At 71.1% G+C, this 20,218-nt stretch carries 17 protein-coding genes and 1 tRNA gene; 7 read left to right on the top strand and 11 right to left on the bottom strand.

Annotation, left to right across the window (positions count from 1 at the left end):
• The first annotated feature begins 23 nt into the window (after window positions 1-23).
• Together WME97_RS02920 and WME97_RS02915 are read left to right on the top strand one after the other, a co-directional pair.
• Window positions 24-1,820, top strand: coding sequence for a glutamate--tRNA ligase (locus WME97_RS02920; protein ID WP_437549342.1), 1,797 nt, complete (start codon window positions 24-26; stop codon window positions 1,818-1,820).
• Window positions 1,821-1,887: 67 nt separating this feature from the next.
• Window positions 1,888-2,814 carry a glutamate--tRNA ligase family protein gene (locus WME97_RS02915; RefSeq protein ID WP_437549340.1) on the top strand — a complete coding sequence of 309 codons (927 nt, stop codon included), beginning with the start codon at window positions 1,888-1,890 and terminating at the stop codon, window positions 2,812-2,814.
• Window positions 2,815-2,826: 12 nt separating this feature from the next.
• Here the strand turns inward: WME97_RS02915 and WME97_RS02910 are convergent, their stop codons facing one another.
• Window positions 2,827-3,036, bottom strand: a complete 210-nt coding sequence (locus WME97_RS02910) for a hypothetical protein (RefSeq protein WP_437549338.1) — start codon at window positions 3,034-3,036, stop codon at window positions 2,827-2,829.
• A gap of 263 nt (window positions 3,037-3,299) precedes the next feature.
• Between WME97_RS02910 and WME97_RS02905 the strand changes: the two genes are divergently transcribed.
• Both WME97_RS02905 and WME97_RS02900 read left to right on the top strand, forming a co-directional pair.
• Complete coding sequence (locus tag WME97_RS02905) at window positions 3,300-4,583, top strand: MFS transporter (RefSeq protein ID WP_437549337.1); 1,284 nt, start codon at window positions 3,300-3,302, stop codon at window positions 4,581-4,583.
• Window positions 4,584-5,053: 470 nt separating this feature from the next.
• On the top strand, window positions 5,054-5,692 hold the full coding sequence (locus WME97_RS02900; RefSeq protein WP_437549335.1) for a hypothetical protein: 639 nt from the start codon (window positions 5,054-5,056) through the stop codon (window positions 5,690-5,692).
• Between the two features lie 99 nt (window positions 5,693-5,791).
• Here WME97_RS02900 and WME97_RS02895 read toward each other — a convergent pair whose 3' ends face one another.
• The 4 genes from WME97_RS02895 to WME97_RS02880 all read right to left on the bottom strand — a co-directional run bounded on the left by WME97_RS02895 (window position 5,792) and on the right by WME97_RS02880 (window position 13,094).
• Entirely contained in the window at window positions 5,792-7,672 is a 1,881-nt protein-coding gene (locus WME97_RS02895; RefSeq protein ID WP_437549333.1) for a protein kinase domain-containing protein, read from the bottom strand.
• 97 nt (window positions 7,673-7,769) lie between these two features.
• Window positions 7,770-9,749 carry a globin family protein gene (locus WME97_RS02890; protein WP_437549332.1) on the bottom strand — a complete coding sequence of 660 codons (1,980 nt, stop codon included), beginning with the start codon at window positions 9,747-9,749 and terminating at the stop codon, window positions 7,770-7,772.
• Window positions 9,750-10,513: 764 nt separating this feature from the next.
• Window positions 10,514-10,590, bottom strand: a tRNA-Met gene (locus tag WME97_RS02885).
• A gap of 161 nt (window positions 10,591-10,751) precedes the next feature.
• Window positions 10,752-13,094: an ATP-binding domain-containing protein gene (locus WME97_RS02880; RefSeq protein ID WP_437549331.1), complete on the bottom strand. Its 2,343-nt coding sequence runs from the start codon at window positions 13,092-13,094 to the stop codon at window positions 10,752-10,754.
• Window positions 13,095-13,443: 349 nt separating this feature from the next.
• Between WME97_RS02880 and WME97_RS02875 the strand changes: the two genes are divergently transcribed.
• Together WME97_RS02875 and WME97_RS02870 are read left to right on the top strand one after the other, a co-directional pair.
• On the top strand, window positions 13,444-13,947 hold the full coding sequence (locus tag WME97_RS02875; protein ID WP_437549329.1) for a hypothetical protein: 504 nt from the start codon (window positions 13,444-13,446) through the stop codon (window positions 13,945-13,947).
• Window positions 13,948-14,097: 150 nt separating this feature from the next.
• Window positions 14,098-15,192: a GHMP family kinase ATP-binding protein gene (locus WME97_RS02870; protein ID WP_437549327.1), complete on the top strand. Its 1,095-nt coding sequence runs from the start codon at window positions 14,098-14,100 to the stop codon at window positions 15,190-15,192.
• Window positions 15,193-15,201: 9 nt separating this feature from the next.
• Here WME97_RS02870 and WME97_RS02865 read toward each other — a convergent pair whose 3' ends face one another.
• The gene (locus WME97_RS02865; RefSeq protein ID WP_437549325.1) at window positions 15,202-16,344 is read right to left on the bottom strand and encodes a D-alanine--D-alanine ligase family protein; all 1,143 of its coding nucleotides are present in this window, start codon (window positions 16,342-16,344) and stop codon (window positions 15,202-15,204) included.
• A gap of 44 nt (window positions 16,345-16,388) precedes the next feature.
• Complete coding sequence (locus tag WME97_RS02860; protein WP_437549324.1) at window positions 16,389-16,721, bottom strand: hypothetical protein; 333 nt, start codon at window positions 16,719-16,721, stop codon at window positions 16,389-16,391.
• A 268-nt stretch (window positions 16,722-16,989) separates the two neighbouring features.
• On the opposite strand from WME97_RS02860, the gene WME97_RS02855 reads away from it, so the two are divergent.
• Complete coding sequence (locus WME97_RS02855) at window positions 16,990-17,253, top strand: hypothetical protein (RefSeq protein ID WP_437549322.1); 264 nt, start codon at window positions 16,990-16,992, stop codon at window positions 17,251-17,253.
• 102 nt (window positions 17,254-17,355) lie between these two features.
• On the opposite strand, the gene WME97_RS02850 is transcribed toward WME97_RS02855, so the two are convergent.
• From WME97_RS02850 to WME97_RS02835, 4 genes are all read right to left on the bottom strand, one after another.
• The gene (locus tag WME97_RS02850) at window positions 17,356-17,787 is read right to left on the bottom strand and encodes a DUF6968 family protein (protein ID WP_437549320.1); all 432 of its coding nucleotides are present in this window, start codon (window positions 17,785-17,787) and stop codon (window positions 17,356-17,358) included.
• Window positions 17,788-18,211: 424 nt separating this feature from the next.
• Window positions 18,212-19,159, bottom strand: coding sequence for a hypothetical protein (locus WME97_RS02845; RefSeq protein ID WP_437549318.1), 948 nt, complete (start codon window positions 19,157-19,159; stop codon window positions 18,212-18,214).
• A 486-nt stretch (window positions 19,160-19,645) separates the two neighbouring features.
• Window positions 19,646-19,885 carry a hypothetical protein gene (locus WME97_RS02840; RefSeq protein ID WP_437549317.1) on the bottom strand — a complete coding sequence of 80 codons (240 nt, stop codon included), beginning with the start codon at window positions 19,883-19,885 and terminating at the stop codon, window positions 19,646-19,648.
• Window positions 19,882-20,064 (bottom strand): hypothetical protein, encoded by a 183-nt coding sequence (locus tag WME97_RS02835; RefSeq protein ID WP_437549315.1) that lies wholly within the window; start codon window positions 20,062-20,064, stop codon window positions 19,882-19,884. Before WME97_RS02835 ends, WME97_RS02840 begins: the two co-directional genes overlap by 4 nt.
• Window positions 20,065-20,218: the final 154 nt, after the last annotated feature.

Below are 20,218 nucleotides of genomic sequence, written 5' to 3'. Positions count from 1 at the left end.
CAGACCAGGAGCGACGCGCCCTCATGGACAAGCAGGCCCCGAACGAGACGACGCTTCCCGTCACCGTCCGCGAACCGGGCCCCGGAGAGGACCGCGACGAGCTCGTGCGCCTCCTCTTCGGCGACGCCGCGGCGTCGGCCAGGCGGCCCGAGGAGTACGAGGCGCGCTATCCCCGGCGCGCGCTGCCCAAAGGCGCGATGGTCACCCGCTACGCGCCGAGCCCGACCGGGTTCATGCACATTGGCGGCATCTTCGTGTCGCTCATCAACAAGCGGCTGTCGCTCCAGAGCGAGGGCGTCTTCTATCTCCGCCTCGAGGACACCGACGTGAAGCGGGCCATCCCCGGCGCGCTCGACACCATCGTCGACTCCCTCGCGCGCTTCGATCTCTCCCCTCAGGAGGGCGTGCTCCGCGCGCCGGCGAAGGACGGAGACCCGTCGTCGCGGGGCGAGTTCGTGCAGCAGGGCAGCTACGGCCCCTATATCCAGACGGAGCGGGTCGAGATCTACCGGGATTACGCGATCGATCTCATCCGCCGCGGCTTCGCATACCCCTGCTTCTGCACGGTCGAGGAGCTCGACGCCATCCGGCAGGAGCAGATGGCCCTCACGGTGAAGCCCGGGGTCCACGGCCGGTGGGCGAAGTGGCGCGACGCGCCGCTCGCCCGGGTGAAGGAGGCGCTCGCGGGCGGCACCCCGTTCGTGCTCCGGCTGCGCGCCCCGGACGACGTCTCCGGCCGCGTCGAGTGGAAGGACGGCGTGAAGGGCGTCATCTCGATGCCCGTCAACGATCTCGACACCATCCTCCTCAAGTCGGACGGCATCCCGACGTACCACTTCGCCCACGCGATCGACGATCACCTGATGCGCACGACGCACGTGATCCGAGGCGACGAGTGGATCTCGTCGATGCCGCTCCACCTGCAGCTCTTCCGCACGCTCGGCTTCAGGCCGGTCGAATACGCCCACGTCCCGCCTATCCAGAAGCTCGATCGCGCGGAAGAGGTCGACCCGGAGACGGGCGAGACGAAGGTCTCGGACGCCCGGCGCAAGCTGAGCAAGCGCAAGGACCCCGAGGCGAACATCGCCTATTACCGGGAGATCGGCGTCCCCGAGACAGGCACCATCGAGTACCTCCTCAACATCGCCAACTCCGCGTTCGAGGACTGGCGCAAGGCGAACCCCGACAAGCCCTATTCCGCCTTCCCCCTCAAGCTCAACAAGCTCGCCCCCGGCGGCGCGCTGAGCGACATGGTGAAGCTGAAGAGCGTCAGCCAGGCGGTCGTGAGCCGGATGAGCGCCGAGGACGTCTATGCCCAGGGCCTCGACTGGGCCAGGGAGCACGACAAGGAGCTCGCCGCGCTGATGGAGCGAGATCCGGAGTACACGAAGCGCGCGCTCGGCATCGAGCGCGGCGGCAAGAAGTCGAACAAGCGCATCACCACCTGGCCCGACCTGCGGGCCCAGCTCTTCTTCTTCTACGACGAGCTCTACAGCCGCGTCGACGCGCTCGATTTCCCCGAGAACGTCCCGGAGGGCGATCGCCAGCCGCTGCTCCGGCAGATGCTCGACACGTTCGACCCGGCCGACTCGAAGGAGGCGTGGTTCGAGAAGATCCGGCAGATCGCGGTGGCCTCGGGCTACGCAGGCGAGGTGAAGCAGTACAAGGCCTCTCCCGAGTCGTGGAAGGGCCATGTCGGCGACGTCTCGATGCTCCTCCGGGTCGCGGTCTGCGGGACGAGGAACAGCCCTGATCTGACCGAGGTCATGGCGGTGCTGGGCGAGCCGCGCGTGCGGGCGCGCATCGCGCGCTTCCTCTGAGGCGCGGCGTGGTGGGCCCGCGGGCCGCGCGACGAGGGCGCGGCCGGCAGCGGCAGGAGGAAGAGCGATGAGCGAGGTGTGCCGGTTCGCCCCGTCGACCACCGGGCCCGCCCACCTCGGCACGCTCGCCGCGGCGCTGCTCTCCTGGCTGGACGCGCGGTCGCGGGGCGCGCGGCTGGTCCTCCGGCTGGAGGACCTCGATCCCGACCGCTGCCGGCCCGAGTTCGCGCGCGCGATCGAGGAGGATCTCGCGTGGCTCGGGCTCGATTTCGACGAGCGCGTCGAGCAGCACGCGCGGAGGGCGCACCACGAGGCGGCGCTGGACCGGCTCGAGGCGCTCGGCGCGCTGTACCCCTGCTCCGCGACGCGCGAGGAGGTGCGCGCGATCGGCCGGCGCGCCCCGGACGGCGGCTTCGCCTACGACAACCGCGCGCGCGGCCGCGCGCTGCCGCCCGGCGGGTGGCGCGCGAGCGTGGAGCCGATCCGGGCGCGGCTGCCGGACGGCGTGTTCCGGCCCCTGGACGAGGGCGGGCTCGACCTGTCGCAGGAGCCCGCGCTCGCGATGGGCGATCCCGTGGTTCGCCGGCGCGACGGCGCCTTCTCCTACCAGCTGGCGGTGGTGGTCGACGACGGCGCGGCGGGCGTCACGCGCGTCGTCCGGGGGCGCGACATCGCGCCGAGCACCGCGACGCAGGCGGCGCTCCAGGCGCTGCTCGGGCTGCCAGCCCCGGTCTACCGGCACCACCTGCTCCTGCTGGAGGAGCGCGGCGGCAAGCTGGCGAAGACGCACGGCGCGGCGCGCGGGGCGGCGCTCGCCCGGAGCGCGCCCGCGCTCACCGGCGCGCTCGCCTGCTGCGTCGGCCTGCGGGATCGCCCTGATCCGTGCACGCCGGCGGAGCTGCTCCGCGAGTTCGACTGGTCGCGCGTCGCGACCGCGGACCGCATCGTGAGCCTCCGCGACGGCTCGCTCACGCTGACGGCGAGCGGGCCCTGAGCGGCGCGTAGATCAGGCGGGGAGCGGCGAGACGGCGCGTCCCAGCATCGGGAGCCACGTGAGGATCGCGTTCGGCCGCGGAAAATCGTCGTCGTCGTCGTCGTCGCGCCGGCCATCACGCCCACGGCGGGAGCGGCTGCCAAACAGCGTCCAGGCGCGCCACGCCTGCTCGGCGAGGTCGCGCGCCCGTCCCGACGAAGTGTCATGTCCAAGGAGCATCATGTGTGGCTGCCGCTTACCACAGGTCCAAGTCGGCGCGCCAGTGTTCCACACCGAGGGCACGCGAACGTGACCGTCCCGATGACCGGCCGTGGTGCCCGGGCCGTCCCTGCTCTCTTTCACAGTGCCCGGGATGCACCCCCTCCACGGCGCGCTGGATGCAGCGACCTGGCGCTCGGTCTCCCTCGGTCTCCCGGCCCGTCACCGCGGCATCGCAGCCTGGCGACCCTCGCTGGAATGCGCCATCACGTCGCCCGGACTCGTTCATGGCCATCGCCCCCGCCGCCCTGAAGCCGTCGTCGCCCTTCGCCGCCTTCACATCGCGCGATTTTCGCGTCTACGCGGCGGCCCGCCTTCTGGCCACGGTGGCCTACCAGATGCAATCGATCGCCGTGGGGTATCAGATCTACGACCTCACGCGAGATCCGCTGGCGCTCGGTTATGTGGGGCTCGCCCAGTTCCTCCCCGTCGCGGGGCTGTCCCTCGCGTCGGGGCACGCGGCGGATCGCTTCGATCGGCGGCGGATCCTCGTCCTTTGCTACCTCACCTCGGCGCTCGCGGCGCTCGCGCTCTTCTTCCTCGCGCGCTCGCCGAGCCCGAACCTGCCGGCGATTTACGGGGTCCTCGTGCTCCTCGGCACGGTGCGCGCCTTCCAGGGGCCGGCCGGCTCGGCGCTCCTGCCGACGCTCGTGCCGACGGAGCACTTCCAGAACGCGGTGACGTGGCAATCGACGCTCTGGCAGGTCGGCGCCATCGGCGGTCCGAGCCTGGGCGGGCTGCTCTACGCGCTCTGGAAGGCGCCCGCGCCCGTGTACCTGAGCGCGAGCCTCGCGCTCGCCGCGGCGTGCGCCGGGCCCCTGGCCGTGCGGGCGCCCGCCGGCCGCCTGGAGAGGAAGCCGCCGTCGCTCGCCACGGCGCTCGCCGGGCTGCGCTACGTCTACCGGAAGAAGGTCCTCCTCGGGTCGATCTCGCTCGACTTCGTGGCCGTCTTCCTGGGCGGCGCGGTCGCGCTGCTGCCCATCTACGCGACCGACGTGCTCGGGGTCGGCCCGCAGGGGTTCGGCTTCCTGCGCGCCGCGCCGGCCGTCGGGGCCGGGTTCATGGCCGTGGTCCTCGCCTTCCGGCCCATCACGCGGCGCGCCGGGCCGAGGATGCTCCTCTGCGTCGGGCTCTTCGGGCTCGCCGCGGTGGTGTTCGGCCTGTCGCGGAGCTTCCCCCTCTCGCTCGTCGCGCTCACCGTGATGGGCGCCGCCGACATGGTGAGCGTCGTCGTACGGATGACCCTGGAGCAGCTCGCCACGCCGCCCGAGATGCGCGGCCGCGTGAGCGCGGTCAACATGGTGTTCGTCGGCGCCTCGAACGAGCTCGGAGAGCTCGAGTCGGGCACCCTCGCGAGGCTCATCGGGACGGTGCCCACCGTGGTGTTCGGCGGCCTCGGGACGATCGCGGTCGTGCTGCTCTGGGCACGGCTGTTCCCCGAGCTGCGCGCGGTCGACCGGCTCGAAGACACGCGCGCGACCTCCGAAGAAGACGCCGCCGAGAAGGCCTGACGCGCGCCTCGCGTCGAGCGCGCGCGAAGCACATCATCGCTCCCAGCCCGGTGAGGGCCAGTCGCTCTCTCGAGGACTGGAGGCGACCACTCCATTCGTGAGCCCCGCGGCGAGAGCACGAGACAACTCGGCGCGAATTTGACCGCGAGCACACCCGCAATCTCTCGAGGCCGAGCGCAACATACGCAACAAGCGTAACAAACGTAACTGAACACGACCGAACACGACCGAAAACAACCGAACACAAATCCAGTGCGAACCGGTGCGAAAACGATTGCGCACCACGTACGACGCACCGCTTCCCAGATCATTCGCAATTTGACGAGGACGTTATAATGCACACTGAGCGGCACGCCATCGTACAACGCACCACGACAATCCCAGCCAGACTGTCCGAATTGCTTGACACAGAGGTATCCCATGACCTTACATGTCTTATGGATACGATTATCGCGTGGGCTGTTGGTATCATGATGACATGGGCCCCGCCTGGGAAGAGCTTCATCAAGGACGCGGTCGAGACGCCCGAGGAAGGCCGCGCGCGCTACCACGAGATCGCGCGCGCGGCGGCGAAGGTTGCCTATGATCCTGCATTGAAGCCGCTCTTCGGAGGCCCGCGCGGTCGAGCCGAGACGATGGCGCTGCTCTTATCGATCGCGTATTTCGAGAGCGGTTACCGTCGCGACGTGGACCTCGGGCTCGGGAAGCTCGCGCGCGGCTCGGGGCTCGACTCCTGTCTGCTCCAGGTCCGCGTCGGCGCCGGCAAGACCCGGGAGGGGTGGTCTCACGAGGATCTCGTCGGGGATCGAGAGAAATGCTTTCGCGCGGGACTCGCGCTGATCAAGGGATCCTTCGGGGCGTGCCGCAAGCAGGAGCCGCGCGACCGGCTCAGCGCATACACGCGCGGCAGGTGCATCGACAACGACAAGCATTCGAGGGCGCGCATTGGACGCGCGCTGAACGTGCCGCGCGCGCCGATGACGGACGCGGCGGTGCTCGCCGCAATGCCCGGGCGCGCCCCCCTCCCCGCGGCGCCGCCGAGCGCGCCGTCCGCGACCGGAGCGGTCAGGACGGTCGCACCAGCCGGGACCGCCGGAAACGACAGCTAACGAGGCGAGGAATGAGGGGGATTGGCCAGCGCGCGAGCGCGTCGCGATCGCCCCGCGCACGACCGCTCCGGCCGCGCCAGACGACCGCAGGAGGCGCGCTCAGCCCCGGATCAGGTTCGTGGCCGCCTCGGCGGTGAGATAGCTCTTGCTCTTCATTCCCAGGCGGATCGACGACAGGCTCACGTCCGTCTCGCCCTGGAGCGCGGCGATCGTCAGCGCGTTGTGGCAGTAGATGTTGATGAGCTTCGGGCTGCCGCCGCTCCTCGCGTGCAGCAGCTGCTGGGCCGCGAGGCCCAGCTGGAGCCCCCGCCTGCTCCCTCCGACCGAGCACATCCGGAAGTCGATGTATTCGATCATCTCCTGCTGCGTCATGCCGGGCAAGAGGAGCGACTGAGCGCCGGAGTAGAGCTCGCGCGGCACGCCGTTCGAGGCGAGGGTCGCGGGGAGATCGGGGGCGCCCACCAGGATCATCGAGAGCTTGCCCGCCGGGGCGCAGCGCAGGATGTCATGGAGCTCCATCAGGAGATCGTGATCCTCCGGATCGACGCCGTCGACGACCAGCACGGCGATCGCGTCCGACCCGGCGCGGAGGAGCGCTTGCCCGAGGAACGCGTCGACGAGGAACTGCTGGCTCAGCGTCGGTGTGATGGCCGTCGCCCCCACCTGCCTGCACAGCGACACGAGCGGCCGCGTCCCGAAGAGCAGCTGCGGCTCGACCGAGAAGACGTGGATCCGCGGGACCTTGTTCTTGATCATCTCACAGACGAAGGTCCGGCCGCTCCCCGGCTCGCCCACGAGGATCGCCGGGCGCTGCCCGGCGACGATCTGCGACGCCAGCGTCCTCAGGATCCAGGCATAAGGGCCTGCGTCCCAGAAGAAGCTCGGCTGCCGGATGTCGCTGAACGGATAGCCGGTCAGCCCGAAATGATCCCGGTAGCTGTACTGGCCGGTGAAGTGCCCGACGGCGGTCGAGCTGTTCACCAGGATCGTGCCCGTCGGCGTCGCGAGCGGGCCCCTCGGCGGCGCTGGGAGCTCGCTTATCCTCGTATCGGAGAGATCCATGGGCGCGCCGAGCAGCGCGCTCTTCGGCTCCGACATCTCTCGCGGCCTGACGCTGCTGCGCCGGAGCATCAGCATGTCCTCGAGGAACGCCACGATGTGCCCGGCCGACGGCCGCTCCTGCGGCCTCTTCGCCATGCAGCGGCGCAAGAGCTCCGCGAGGAGCGGGTCGATGTCCGGCATCGCCAGCTTCGGATCCGGGACGGCCGCGTGGCAGTGCGCCTGGAAGCAGCCAGCGAGATCCCGCGCCGAGAAGGGCGTCCTGCCCACGAGCAGGTGGTAGAACGTGCAGCCGAGGCTGTAGATGTCCGACGGAGGCGCGATGTCCTGCCCGGTCCATTGCTCCGGGCTCATGTAGAACGGCGTGCCCTCCAGCGTGCGGGCGGAGCTGCTCCCGAGCGGGCCGCTCTCCGGATGGGACGCCAGGCCGAAGTCGGCGATCTTGAGCGTCCCCGACGCATTGAGGAGGAGGTTGGCGGGCTTGACGTCGCGGTGGGAGATGCCGAACGACGCCGCGAGCTCGAGCGCCGCCGCGGCCTCGCGCATCTTCTCGATCCCGAACTGCTCCGGCAGGCGGCCGCCGTGCTGCTTGGCCGCCTGCGCCATGGTGAGGCCGTGGACGTACTCCATGGCGATGTAACGGACGTCCTCGTCCTCGCCGACCTGGAAGATCTGCACCACGTTCGGGTGGAGGAGGCGCGCCGCCGCGCGCGCCTCGCGCAGGAAGCGGTCGCGCCGCTCGGGATCGGTGTCCGCGCTCCCCTTCGCGATGAGCTTCACCGCGACGTCGCGCTGGAGCACGCTGTCCCTGGCCAGGTACACGGCGCCCATCGCGCCGATGCCGAGCAGCTGGATCAGCTGGAACGGTCCCAGCCACTGTCCCGCCAGGTGGGTCAGCGTACTCGCAGGCTCCGCGATCATCGGACTCTCATTCCCATCTTGCCATCAAACCCGTGCGCTCGCCGGGCGAATGCGTCGGCTTCCAGTCCACGACCCGCTCACGACCCGCACGAGGAGCTCACAGCTGCCCCGCGCCGGGCCCCCCGTCGCTCCGCGCCCGACCCCGCCCCAGGATGTGTCCCATCGTGAACGCGGAGAGGACGAGGACCGTGACGATGATCGGCACGGCGTAGGTCGCGAGGGACGCGATGTTGGGCACGGCGCCCGCGCCGGCCGCGGCGCCCGCGCCGGCCGCAGCCTTGTCGGCGCCGCCCACCGTCATCAGGATGGCCGTGGCCATCGAGGCGGCGATCGAGAGCAGGGCGATCGCGAGCCCCGCGGCGAGGCCGCTCGGGCCTGTCGGCTCCAGGACGACGGGCGCCGCCGCCGGCGACGCGATCCCCGGCGAGGCGACCGGGACCGTCACCAGCGGACCGTCCAGCTTGACGTGGACGTTGACGACCATGTCCTGGCCCGCCCACGGGATGACGAGCCCCTGCGGGCTCGCGCTCGCGGCGACAGGTTGCGCTGCGGATGCCGGGCGCGCCGCGGCCCGGGACTCCTCGTGGTGGATACCGCTGGTCATCATGGCCTCATGGGCAGGGTTGGTCTGGTAGTGCAGCGTGTCGGCGTCCTCGTCGAGCGGGCCCGGGCGCCGCTTCGCCGGCATCACCTCCGTGACGCTCGACGGCGCCGGCGCGCGCTGCTCCGAGAGGGGCGGCCGCTGCGCGGGCGCCCGCTCCCGCGCGGGCGCGGCGTCGGCCTTGCGACCGCCCCCGCTCGCGACGTGATCTGCGGCCGCCTTCTTCATGACGTCCGCGATCACGCCGTAGACCTCGGTCCATGCCGACTCGACGTCGCGCGTGAAGCCGTCGCCCAGCCCTTCGCGCAGCGTCCAGAGCAGCGCCTCGCCCACCACGTCGTAATGCCGATCGACGACCATGTAGCCGTGGTGCCGCACGCCGAGCGCCTGGAGCACCGGCACGAGCCTGCCCAGGTTGTTCAGCCCATCGACGGCCACGGCGAGCGTCTGCATGAGCTTCTTCTTCTGCTCGGCCATGTCGTTCTTGAACAGCGGCCGCACCGACGGATCGAGCTCGAAGAGGCGGTCGTAGAAGAGCGCCGCCGCGGCGTCCGAGATGGGCATCACCTTCGCCCACGATCGCTGCACGAGCTCGATCGTGCGCAGGCTGATCGGCGCGCCCGCCGGCGCCGCGGCGGGCGCGGGCGGCGGCGGCGGGTCGCCCTGCCAGGGCGGCACGACCCCGACGAGCGTCCGCGAGGCCTTGGTCGACGAGGGCGGCGGCACCGACTTCGGCAGCTGCACCGCCTGCTCCACGGGCGCCGAGCGCTGCGCCGGTTGCGAGGAGCCGAGCCGCGGGGCCTCCCTCCCGGCCGGCGCCGGCGAGGGGTGCGCCTGCGCGCCGCCCACGGCCGCGTGCGCCGCGGCGGCCTTCTTCATGACGTCGGAGACCACGCCGTAGACCTCTTTCCACGCGGACTCGACGTCGGCGGAGAAGGAGTCGCCGAGCCCCTCGCGCAGCGTCCAGAGCAGCGCCTCGCCCACCACGTCGTAATGCCGATCGACGACCATATAGCCCTGGTGCCGGACGCCGAGGGCCTGGAGCACCGGCACGAGCTTGGGCAGGTTGTTCAGCCCATCGACGGCCACGGAGAGCGTCTGCATGAGCTTCTTCTTCTGCTCGGCGATATCGTTCTTGAACAGCGGCCGCACCGACGGCTCGAGCGTGAACAGCCGCTCATAGAACAGCGCCGCGGCGGCGTCCGAGATGGGCATCACCTTCGCCCAGGACCACTGCACGAGCTCGATGGTGCGCTGGCTCAGGAGCTCCGGGGGCTGCGCGCTGCGCGCCTTGTTGAGGAACTCGGGCGCGCCGTAGGCCCCCGGCCCTCGCTGGGTGGCAGGCCCCGTGGAGGGCAACGCCCGCGCCGCCGGCGCGGGCGCGCTGGCGCTGCGTTGCGGCTTGGCAGCATCCCCCGGCGTCGCAGCGCCGCGCGTGTTGGTCGAGGGTGCGAAGGGATCGTTCGGTTTGGCCATCGTGGTTGTCCGCTGGAGGTTACCGGAATGCGCCGGTGAGGTGCGCGCCGCGGCGCGCGTGTTCAGAGCACAGGAGCCGCCTCTATCGCCATCCTACATCAGGGGGCCGGCGCCTGCCTACGGCGCGACGAGAGGGCTGCGCCGCCGGCGCGAGACGCCCGTGGAAGCGCGCGCCATGCCCACGAACGCGCCACCAACGCCCGACCAACGCCCGACCAAGGCGCAACGAACGCACGACGAACGCGCACAGATCGCGGCGACCTCGCCGGGGGCGCGGCCGCGCGACGAGCGGACCGGGGCCGCGGATGTGGCGCTGGCGAACCGCACCTGTGCCGGCCCCGTAGCGCGGCGCACTTCCCGAGCGACACCGCCGACGGACAGGGCATCGGAGCGGCGGCGCGCCGGAGCCGCAGAGAGCGATGGAGTTCGCGCCATCGACGCTCGTCGACGCTCGATGTTCCAGAAGGGGTGAGCGTCTTATCGCCCTTGCGCGCGAGCCGCGCCGTGCCGCCGCGCTCCGATGGAACGACTCGGACCCAGGGCGCGCGAGGCCGCCGGGACGACCAGGACCTCTCCCGAGAGGCACACACCAAGCGAGCAGGCAAAGCGCGCGACGAGCAGCGCTCGCCTGAAGCGGCCGGACGGCGGGATCGCTCAGATCGCCTCTCCGGTCTCACGCTCGGCGCAAGCGGACAGACCCTGAAAACGAAAAACGCGAGGTGGCCTTTTCGGCCAATCCTCGCGTCCTCTTGCTACTTGGGTCGTGGTTGCGCGGGCGGGATTTGAACCCACGACCTTCGGGTTATGAGCCCGACGAGCTACCAGGCTGCTCCACCGCGCGAGAGGGAATCTACTCACGGCCTCGCTTTGGTCAAGGATTCTCTCACGGCCCGGTGTCGATTGTGTCCATCTCCCCCTCGGAGGCTTTCCGATGCCTTCCAAGGCCTGCCGAGGGAGGCGCAGCTTGGCTGCGCTCGAGCGGCCCCTTCGTCCCCCTGCCCCTCAGCCCAGCCAGTCCGGCACGAGCGGCGACGGCGCCGCCGTCGAGATCACCCAGAGCTGGTGCGCCGCGCGCGTCGCCCCGATGTGGAGCAGGTGCCGCGACTCGTCGTCCGCCGGGTAGGTCGACGCGTTCACGTCGACCAGCACCACGTAGTCGTACTCGAGGCCCTTCACCTGCCGGACCTCGGTCACCTCGACGCCGGGGCGGAACGCGAACTCGTAGGCGCGCACGCGCCGGAGGTTCGGGATCTCCGCCATCCTGAGGGCGTCGTAGTAGACGTCCGCCTGCTCGGGGTGGCGCGCCAGGATCGCCAGCGTCGCGCGGGGCTCGCGCGCGAACAGCGGGCGGATCGCGTCGGCCAGGAACGCGACGGCCGCGCCGGCGCTCGGGAAATGGTGGTGCTCGACCGGCGCCCCGCTGCGCGGGGCGAGGGGCGGCGTCGGATCCGCCAGCGGGCCCAGCACCGCGCGGGCGAACGCGAGCACCTCGCGCGTCGAGCGGTACGCGATGCGCAGCGGCTCGACGTCGACCCGCGACAGGCCGAGGTCGTCGAGCGTCGCCCGCCAGTCGCGGAAGCCGGAGTCCATGAAGAGCCGCTGCGCCGTGTCGCCCGCCAGCGTCACGCTGCGCGGCTCGGCCACGACGCCGAGCAGCACCGCGAGGTCGATCGGCGCGAGATCCTGCGCCTCGTCCACGAAGAGGTGCTCGTAGACGAGCACGTTCTTCCCCTTGCGGAGCTCGCCCCTGAGCAGCTGGTACGCCCGCAGGAGGAGCGCGTCGTCCTCGGGGTCGAGCACCGCGCGGTCGTCGCTCGAGACCTCGCGCCCGTCCCCGCCCCGGTCGTCGTCGTCGTCCGCGGGCTCGTCGGCCATCGCCGCCTTGCGCTCGGCGCGGTCGCCCGGGTCGAGGTCGAGCACGGCGGGGCAGCGGTCCGCGCACCAGCGCCACGCGCGCTTCACCTGCTCCGGGCCGAACTCCGGGTCGCCCGCCGCCTCGAAGGCGGCCATCACCCGGTCGAGATCGGTGAGCACGTCCGCCCAGAACGCGAGGGTGCCGCGCGAGTCGCGCCGCGCCCGCGCGTCGTCCTTGAGCTCCGCCGCGCGCTGCTCGAGGAGGTGGAGCATCGCCGGGTGGGTCTTGTAGCGGGTCACGACCGAGGGCGTGTTCTCCTCGATCGGCGCCTCGAGCCATGGGAACGCGCGCTTCCGGGCCACGCGCGCCCACTCGGAGAACGTCTCGACCGCGATGCCGCCCAGGCCGAGCGCGGGGAGCGCCTCGCTGATGTACGCGCGGAGCGCGGGGCTGCCGACGATGACGAGCATCTTGTCGGCGGTGAAGCGGCGGCCTCCGTTGTAGGAGAGGAAGGCGAGCCGGTGGACGCCGATCGTCGTCTTGCCGCTGCCGGCGCCGCCCTGGATGACCACGATGCCGGCGTCCGGCTTCGAGATGAGCTCGAACTGCCGCGGGTCGAGGAGCGCCGCGATCTCCGGGAGGTGCCGGTCCTCGCGGGCGTGGAACGCCGCCCCCGTCCCGAGCCCGCCGCGCGCGCCGCCCGCCGCCGCGCGCGCGATGTCGCGCATGTCCTCGGGGCGCACCGCGCTGCCCTGCCCGCCGGAGAGCTCGGTCGCCCGCGTCGCGATCTCGCGGAAGCCGCCCGAGGGCCCGCGCACGAGCGTCCCCTGCGGCGCCGAGATGCGATAGAGCTCGCCGTCGTCGATGGTCACGGTGCGCCGCACGAGCACGGTGCCCTCGACGTCGCGCTCGCCGAAGGTCTCCTCGTACTCCGCGCCCTCCTCGTAGCGGTAGTAGATCTGGCTGACCGGGGCGTGGCGCCAGTCGACGATCCGCACGCCCGCGCTCGCGTCGACGAGCGTCGTGCGCCCGATGAGGACGTCGCGCTCGGGGCGGCCCTTCTCCCGGAGGCGCAGGTGGCCGAAGTAGGGCGACTTCGGATCGACGGGCTCGACGACGTTCTCGTTCCGCCGCGCGGCGATCCCTTGCAGGCGCTCCATCTGCTGCACCAGCGCCGGCACGTCCTCCAGCCGCGCCGCCGCGATCTGATCGCGCAGCGAGAGGAGCTGCTCCTCGTAATTCTCGACAGGCGGCGGGCGCGACGGCTTGGTCGCGGCGGCGGCGAGGTGCGCGGTGACGCGGGCGAGCAGCGCCTCCTCCTCGCGGACGATCGCCGCGCCGTGCTCGCTCAGCCCGGCGCCGGGCGCGCCGTCCGCAAACGTGGGCGACGTGGGCGGCGCGGGCCGGGCGGACGTCGTGACGGTGGCCGAGGACGGCGCGGTGGACTGCTCTCGGGTGGGCGTGGGGCTCGTAGAACGATTCGCGGTCACGGGGATGCCGATGCGATGGTGGATGAGGTGACAGGCTGAGCCGGAGCGTCAGCACGCCAGACATCCGTCGCGGCCCGTTGACGCAGGAGGGTCGGACCTATTGACCGATCCGGCACAGCTCCGCAACCGCCGCGTGGGGCCCCCCACGCTATCCGCGTTTCGGCGCGTTTTCACGGGCCGGCGCGCGCCTCGACGGGGCGGTTCGCGCCTCGGCGTGCGCCTCGACGGGCCGGCGCGCGCCACGCGAGCGCCCTCGGTGCGTAACGTGCCCCGCGTCCAAGGGCGGATCCGCCGCGGGCGGTGGCGTTCTGGATTGAGGTCACCTGGGCGGACGCCGTACAAGGCAGCGATGCAAAACTGCGCGACCCGGTCCGACCGGCTCCTCGAGCTGATCCTCTTCTCGCTGCGCGATCGCGGGGCGCTCTGCGCGCTGGTCCTCGCCGCCTACCGGGTCGAGCTGACCAGCCTGCTCGACCGCGTCTCCTCGGGCTCGATCGGGGACGACGACGATCGGGAGATCGCGCCGCACGCCCGGGGGGATCGCGCGGGTGGATCCCCGGCGCGCGCCCGCGCCGAGGGGCGCCGTACGGAGGCCCGGATCAGCGAGGAGGACGCGTTCCTCATCTACGATCTCGCCGGGTGCATCGCCGAGGCGGCGGGCGCGGCCCGCCTCCCGGTCGTCCGCCGCGACGCGCTCGCCCTCCGGGAGAAGGCGGCCGAGGTGCACGCCGGCGGCGAGCGCGCTGAGCGGGACATGTTCGCGGCCGGGCTCAAGGTGATCGACCGGATCCTCGACGCGGCCCGCGCGCAGCCCTCGCCGCGGAGCGAGCCCGCGAGCAAGGACCTGAACTGAGCGGAACCGAGCGGGACCGCGCGGGAGCGTGCACGCCGGGCGCTCCATCGATGGCCTGCTCCCTGCACCGGGTGCCGCCGCGGGGCGCTCCGCCTCGGTCCCTGGGGCGGGCTCGCGTCCCGGCGGGTCGCGCTCGCGCCGAAGGACAGCATGAGCATCCCCTGCGCCGGCTCCCTCTCCGCGCCGCGAACGCTGCGAAGCCCGCTGTGGCGCGCGGCCGCGAGCGCGCCGATGCGCGTCTCCTTCGCCGGGGGTGGCAGCGACCTGCCCGGCATCGCCCGACAGGACGGCGGGCGCGTCGTGGGCGCCGCGATCGATCTGCGCGTGCGCGTGATCGTGGAGCCGTTCGATCGAGGCTGGGTGCGGCTCGAGCTCGCCGCGCGCGGCGAGGGGCGGGCGGAGCCGCACCCGACCGAGGGCGCCGGCGGCGCCGGAGGGGCGCGCGTCCTCCTGCGGCGCCGCGCGGATCCTCCGCGCGACGATCTCGCGTTCCGCCTCGTCGAGGCGACGCTCTCCGCGGCGGGCGTGGGCGACGGGGTCGCCCTGCGGGTGGAGAGCGAGACGTCGCCCGGGGCCGGCCTGGGCGGCAGCGCGTCGGTCGCCGTGGCGGCGCTGTTCGCGCTGCGCGCCTCGATCGGAGAGCCCGTCGCGCCGGAGGATCTGGCGCGCGAGGCGGTCGCGATCGAGCGCGAGCGCCTGCGCAACGCCTGCGGCGCGCAGGATCAGGTGTTCGCGGCGTTCGGGGGGCTGCTCGATCTCGCCTTCGAGGCCGGCGGCTGCTCCGGGGTGCGGCCGCTCGCGATCGGCTGCCCGGACCTCGTGCCCGCGCTCTCGGCGGGGCTGCTGCTCGTGGACACGGAGGTGCGGCGCGTGTCGGGCGAGGTGCTGGATCGGATGGACGCCGGCTCGGCGTGCGACGCGAACGGTGAGCTCGTGGCGGCGGCCGGCGAGGTCGCGCGCGGCTTCGAGATCGGCTCGCTCTCGCTGGTGCTCTCGGGCATGCGCCGGGGCGCGGCCGCGAAGGTGCGCCTCTCGAGGGCGGCGAGCGCGATCGCGCTCTCGGTGGAGCGGCGGCTCGACGGCCTCGGGGTCGAGGTCCTCCGGGTGTGCGGCGCAGGCGGCGGCGGGCACATCCTCGTGTGGGCGCCCGCCGAGCGCCACGCGCACATCCTCGAGGCGCTCGGCCCCTGCCTCGTGCGGCGGCCCGCGCTCGGCGCCCCCGGCGTGCGGCTCGACGGGGGCTGACGCGCGGCGCTAGGCGCTCGTCCTGAGGCGGGCCTTGCGCGCGCCGCGCTCGAGCGCGAGCCCGATGAGGCGCTCGATCAGCTCGCGCGGGGGGATGCCGCTCGCCTCCCAGAGCTTCGGGTACATCGAGATCGCCGTGAAGCCGGGGATGGTGTTGATCTCGTTCACGTAGAGCGCGCGATCGGGCGAGAGGAAGAGGTCGACGCGGGCCATCCCCGACGCCTCCAGCGCGCGGAACGCGCGGAGCGCGACCAGCTGCACGGCGTTCGCCTCGGCCGGGGAGAGGTCGGCCGGGATCCGGATCGTGGCCCCGTCGGCGTCGATGTATTTGGCGGCGTAGGAGTAGAAGCCGTCGGCGTGCCCGACCACGATCTCGCCGGGCACGGAGGCGATGGGGTCGTCGTCGCCGAGCACGGAGCACTCGATCTCGCGCACGCCCTCGATGCCCTGCTCGCAGACGATCTTCAGATCGAACTCGAAGGCGTGCTCGACGGCCGCCTCGATCTCGGAGCGCACCTTGACGCGCCGGACCCCGACGGACGACCCGAGGTTCGCGGGCTTGACGAAGATCGGCCCGAAGCCGGCGCTGCTGGGGGCGGAGAGGGCGGCGATCTGGTCGATGCACGCGCCGCGATCGCGGTCCCACGCGGCCCGGCGGAGCGTGACGTGGGGGACGATCGGGATCTCCGCCTCGCGGAGCAGGCGCTTCATCACGTCCTTGTCCATCCCCACGGCGGAGCCGAGCACGCCGGAGCCGACGTACGGGACGCCGGCGAGCTCGAGCAGGCCCTGGACGCAGCCGTCCTCGCCCGTGGGCCCGTGCAGGACGGGGAAGACGACGTCGATCGCGGCGCGCGCGCCGCCCGGCACGGTCAGCGTGGCCTCGCCGGCGGGCCCGGGGTGGGCGTCGAGGGCGATCTCCGGCATCGCCTCGTTCAGCCGGGCGAGGCGGGGGTCGCGCGCCGCGCCGAGGAGCAGCGCCTCTTCCTGGAGCAGCCAGCGGCCGGACTTGTCGATGCCGATGAGCACCGGCTCGAAGCGGTCACGGTCGAGCGCCTCGACGACGAAGCGGGCGGACAGGAGGGAGATCTCGTGCTCGGCCGAGCGGCCGCCGAAGAGGACGGCGACGCGCACCTTGGCAGGGTTCGGCATGGCGGCACCGTAGCCGCGATCGCGCGCCGGGGCGAAGAAGCCGGCTACTCGGAGAGGACGCGGAACGACTTGCGTACCGTCGCCATCGCCACGCGTGCGACGTGGCCGTCGGCGAGCTCGACGTCGACGGCGGTGAGCTGGCCCTGGCGCTCGATCAGCCTGGCCACGCTCACCCTGGAGCCCCGGGCGACCTCGGCGCGCGCGACCTTGACGTCCGCGAGCGCCTCCAGCTGAGCGCCGACGGCGATGCCGTTCTCCACCTTTGCCGGCGCTTCCTCGGTCGCCCTCGCCGCTCCGGCGGGGACGACAACGGCCAGCGCCGCGATGACCGCAACGATGAGGCCGCCCGTCGTGCTCCTTCGACTGCAGATGAGCATCGGGCCCGATTCTACGCGGAAGGAGAGCGATGTCACCTGCGTTGTCACCAGATCGGGTGGTCCGTCCGGGAAGCCCTCCGCGACGACATCGAGCGCGCCTGTCGGCGCGGAACGCAGGGGTGCATCGTCCCCATGGATGGAGCGTGCCCCAGGGAGCGGGCGCCCCGAGCAGGGAGCTCAGCGCGCTCAAGCAGGGCCGCACCGGCGAGCTCGACAAAAAGGGTCCCAATCTGCGGACCTCGCTCGTGTCCGACAAAGGCGAGGAGACATGATGAAACCGCGATCGCTTATTTCGGTCACAGCCGCGCTGCTGTTTCTCGGCGTCTCGATCCCCGAGGCCGCTGCGGAGGACAAGACACCGACCAAGCAAGAGAATTATAGTTATACGTTCACCGATGATCTGCTGGATGCCTCGAACAGCTCCGCGACCGGCGCCATGCTCCAAGTCCGACAGCCCGGGCGTCGCGACAGGCTGCTCCGACCGAGACTCCACTTCGTGCCGGAGATGCTCAAGTCGATCGAAACGATGTGATGGGGCGCGCCGCCTTCTCGACGGAGGAGGAGCCGACGAGGAAAGGAGCACGCATCGGTCGATCGGCCCCGCCCACGGGACGGAACGGGCACCGCGCCGAAGCTAGGCTCCGGTCAATTTCCGGCGCCGCTCGCGCACCTCGCCGAGCTTGAGCACGATCTCGTGCATCCTGCGTTGCTCACTCTCCACCATCTGCTCGAGCTCGCGCTGAAACCATACGCCGAGCGTGCTCTCGATCGGGCGCGGGAGCCCCAGATCGCCCGGCTCCTCGGTCACCCAGAGGAGCTGCAGCCCGGAGGCCTCCAGCTGGTTGCGCGCGTACTGCATCGCGAGCTGGATCGCCTGCACACCGTCGATCCCGTACACGCACTTGCTGCATCCGTCGTCCAGGCCCTCGAAGATGACGGGACACGCCCAGTCCACCCCAGGAGGGCTCACCTCGAACGGCCGTCCAATCTTCAAGATGATCTCTCGCCCAGGCTGACCTTCCACGCTGTAGCGACGCTCCGCGATCGGCGAATCCTTTTCATCCATGCGATGAGGCTACTACGAGAACTCGACCGCGCACCACACGAGCCAGACAGGCCATGCTGCCGAGCTCGCAGAGTCTGTACGCTCGCGGCCTCTCCTGGGGCCGCATCAGCGCGCTCCCCCGCCCTGGTCGAGGCTACCAGCGCCGTCTCTAAGCGGTTCGGGTCCATACCTTCGTCCTGATCGGCCAGCGACTCGAACAGGGCCGGCTTCATGTCGACCACCTCGAGCACCTTGTGCAGCATCGCGTGCTCGCCGTCACGCAGCCTCGGCGCGGTCTTCCGCTGCTCCTTGGTGAGCGTCACGAGGCCGGGGAAGAGCTCGTCGAGCTTCTCGACGAAACCGGCATCGGTGGCCGGGTGGCGCTAGAACCGGTGGCAGGATCAGGTCGAAACGGGCGGCAGGATCACGCCAGAATACGTAGTCATCACAAGCGAGCCAGCCGTCCATCTTCGAGCAGCACCCAGGGAGCTGAAGTCGAGTACGCCTCGACCCCTGCCAGGGGCAAACCAGGTGCGTCCGCGAGGACATCGATGCCTTCGCGGAGCTTCAACCCACGTTCGGTAAGCCGATACACTCGCGAGAGCATCGGGTGCGAGTCGGATGGCTCTGGGCCTGGCGCTCGTTCCACAGCCGCGCCAGCGTCGTGGTCTGCCCAATGCTCCAGCCGGCGCGGCAGGAACAGGTCGCCCGTGCAGGAGAGCGTCCTCCACAAGTCCATTCCAGCCCGCAGGTCGCGCCCAACCACCGCGAGAGGAGTCTGCCACTCCGCAGACAGGATGGTCAGGAGCAGCTCGTCGAATCGACTGAGGCGCAGCGCTCCTCCCGCAGTCCTTCTCGGGAAAAAGGACGAGAGGAGCTCCCACAAGGGCGCGAGCTCTGGAAACCCTTCGACGCCACGCGCGCAATTCTGTGCGAACGGCCTCGGATCTGCTGCCGTGTACTGGCTCCAGAGGCGGACGGCACGTCGGTAGCGTCCGGGCGGCCAGGGACGCGCTTCATCGAGCCGCTCCAGGATCGTACCAAGCGCGGAGGCGGAGCACCACGTCGGCACGGCAGAGTCGTTGGTGTCCAGCCCCAGGAATGGAGGATCCAGATCGACGACGACGATGTCCTTGCGGGGGATGGCACGCGTGCGCAGCCTGCTGCAGGCTCTCCAGAGCGCGACGCGCTCGCGCAGATTGGTGGACGAAACCCATACGAAAACCGCAGGACCTATCTTGCGATCAGCACCGATAGGGTCGTCAAAATCACCCCACCACGCCTGACGCGCAAGGACATGCTCGGACGCACCCACGCGAGACGGTCCAACAAGAACACAGTCGGAGTCGACGACAACGTTGGCGGCACCGAGCGGCGCGATGCGATCCGCCACGCGAGACTCGAAAACCACATGTGTTGCGCTAGCGATATCCACAGCGAAGGCACTCACTAGATTCGTACGGCTCGCCGCGAAGACAATAGTCAAGACAGTCGCGACAGAACGTATGACCGCTTGTCGTTATGCGCGTGCAAGGCCGTCCTTTGACCTGGCAAGCTTCAAAGTATTCGCTGCACCTGGTGACCGGGGCACACCCTGCCATCTGCTCAGAGGTACCGCTACCCACGTCGTCACCGTTTCGGTATGCGTCTCCTGTAGCTGCTGACGGGATGATGATACTGCCACCTGCGCCGTCCGTTCCCTGGCCCCTGAGATAGCACTCACCCATGTCGAAGTTGCACGCCGTGAGACCGCAAACGAGAACAGCGGCCGCCTTCGTTTTCGACCTGCGTCGCATGCCCCCATCCTCCAGGTCGTTCCGGATACACGCGCGGAGATGCGGGCGCAACGGTGATTCGCATCACTGCTCGTGTCCTTGCGCTACCGTTTATCAGGCCCCCGCTCCGCGGCCGAGCCCGAGCAGAGCGCAGCGGGCTGCGATTCGTCGCGGACGAACTCAGCGCGGACGCGGAGATCGATGCGCACATCGGCAAACTCGGCGCGGTCATGGCCCACATGCTCGACGAACGCCTCTACACGGGATGCCTGAAGCGCGAGTTCGTCGAACTCCTGCTCGGGCTGGATATCGGACTGCGCTATTCGGTCGTAGAAGAGTGTCATGAACGTGCGCACGGTCGCGACGCGTCGCCCGCGAACCGCTCGATCGCTGCCACGAGCTGGTCGATGGCCGCCAAGAACGGCTCGATGGCTGCCACGAACCGCTCGATCGCTGCCACGAGCCGCCCGATGGCTGCCACGAACCGCTCGATCGCTGCCACGAGCCGCTCGATCGCTGCCACGAGCCGCTCGATGGTCGCCGTGAGCCGTTCCCCTGCCCCGTCTCACCTCGACCGCTCCCGCACGACCGCTGCCAAGCGCCGTGCGCGTGGAGCAGTCCTAGATCTAGCTCGACCGATTGCAGATGATCGGGTTTCGCCCGGCCCCCGCTGTCCG

Origin of the sequence: Sorangium sp. So ce367 (assembly GCF_051520455.1) — a bacterium.
Taxonomy (GTDB): Bacteria; Myxococcota_A; Polyangia; order Polyangiales; family Polyangiaceae; genus Sorangium; species Sorangium cellulosum_B.
The sequence above is the reverse complement of the archived record's forward strand: the minus strand, read 5'-3'. Positions and strand labels throughout refer to the sequence as shown.

Bases quoted from the DNA above. Each gene is read 5' to 3' on its own strand.
- WME97_RS02900 (WP_437549335.1), top strand. From the start codon at position 5,054: ATGATGACATGGGCCCCGCCTGGGAAGAGCTTCATCAAGGACGCGGTC.
- WME97_RS02905 (WP_437549337.1), top strand. From the start codon at position 3,300: ATGGCCATCGCCCCCGCCGCCCTGAAGCCGTCGTCGCCCTTCGCCGCC.
- WME97_RS02850 (WP_437549320.1), bottom strand. From the start codon at position 17,787: ATGGATGAAAAGGATTCGCCGATCGCGGAGCGTCGCTACAGCGTGGAA.
- WME97_RS02860 (WP_437549324.1), bottom strand. From the start codon at position 16,721: ATGCTCATCTGCAGTCGAAGGAGCACGACGGGCGGCCTCATCGTTGCG.
- WME97_RS02865 (WP_437549325.1), bottom strand. From the start codon at position 16,344: ATGCCGAACCCTGCCAAGGTGCGCGTCGCCGTCCTCTTCGGCGGCCGC.
- WME97_RS02840 (WP_437549317.1), bottom strand. From the start codon at position 19,885: ATGACACTCTTCTACGACCGAATAGCGCAGTCCGATATCCAGCCCGAG.
- WME97_RS02875 (WP_437549329.1), top strand. From the start codon at position 13,444: ATGCAAAACTGCGCGACCCGGTCCGACCGGCTCCTCGAGCTGATCCTC.
- WME97_RS02910 (WP_437549338.1), bottom strand. From the start codon at position 3,036: ATGATGCTCCTTGGACATGACACTTCGTCGGGACGGGCGCGCGACCTC.
- WME97_RS02890 (WP_437549332.1), bottom strand. From the start codon at position 9,749: ATGGCCAAACCGAACGATCCCTTCGCACCCTCGACCAACACGCGCGGC.
- WME97_RS02895 (WP_437549333.1), bottom strand. From the start codon at position 7,672: ATGATCGCGGAGCCTGCGAGTACGCTGACCCACCTGGCGGGACAGTGG.
- WME97_RS02855 (WP_437549322.1), top strand. From the start codon at position 16,990: ATGATGAAACCGCGATCGCTTATTTCGGTCACAGCCGCGCTGCTGTTT.
- WME97_RS02870 (WP_437549327.1), top strand. From the start codon at position 14,098: ATGAGCATCCCCTGCGCCGGCTCCCTCTCCGCGCCGCGAACGCTGCGA.
- WME97_RS02920 (WP_437549342.1), top strand. From the start codon at position 24: ATGGACAAGCAGGCCCCGAACGAGACGACGCTTCCCGTCACCGTCCGC.
- WME97_RS02915 (WP_437549340.1), top strand. From the start codon at position 1,888: ATGAGCGAGGTGTGCCGGTTCGCCCCGTCGACCACCGGGCCCGCCCAC.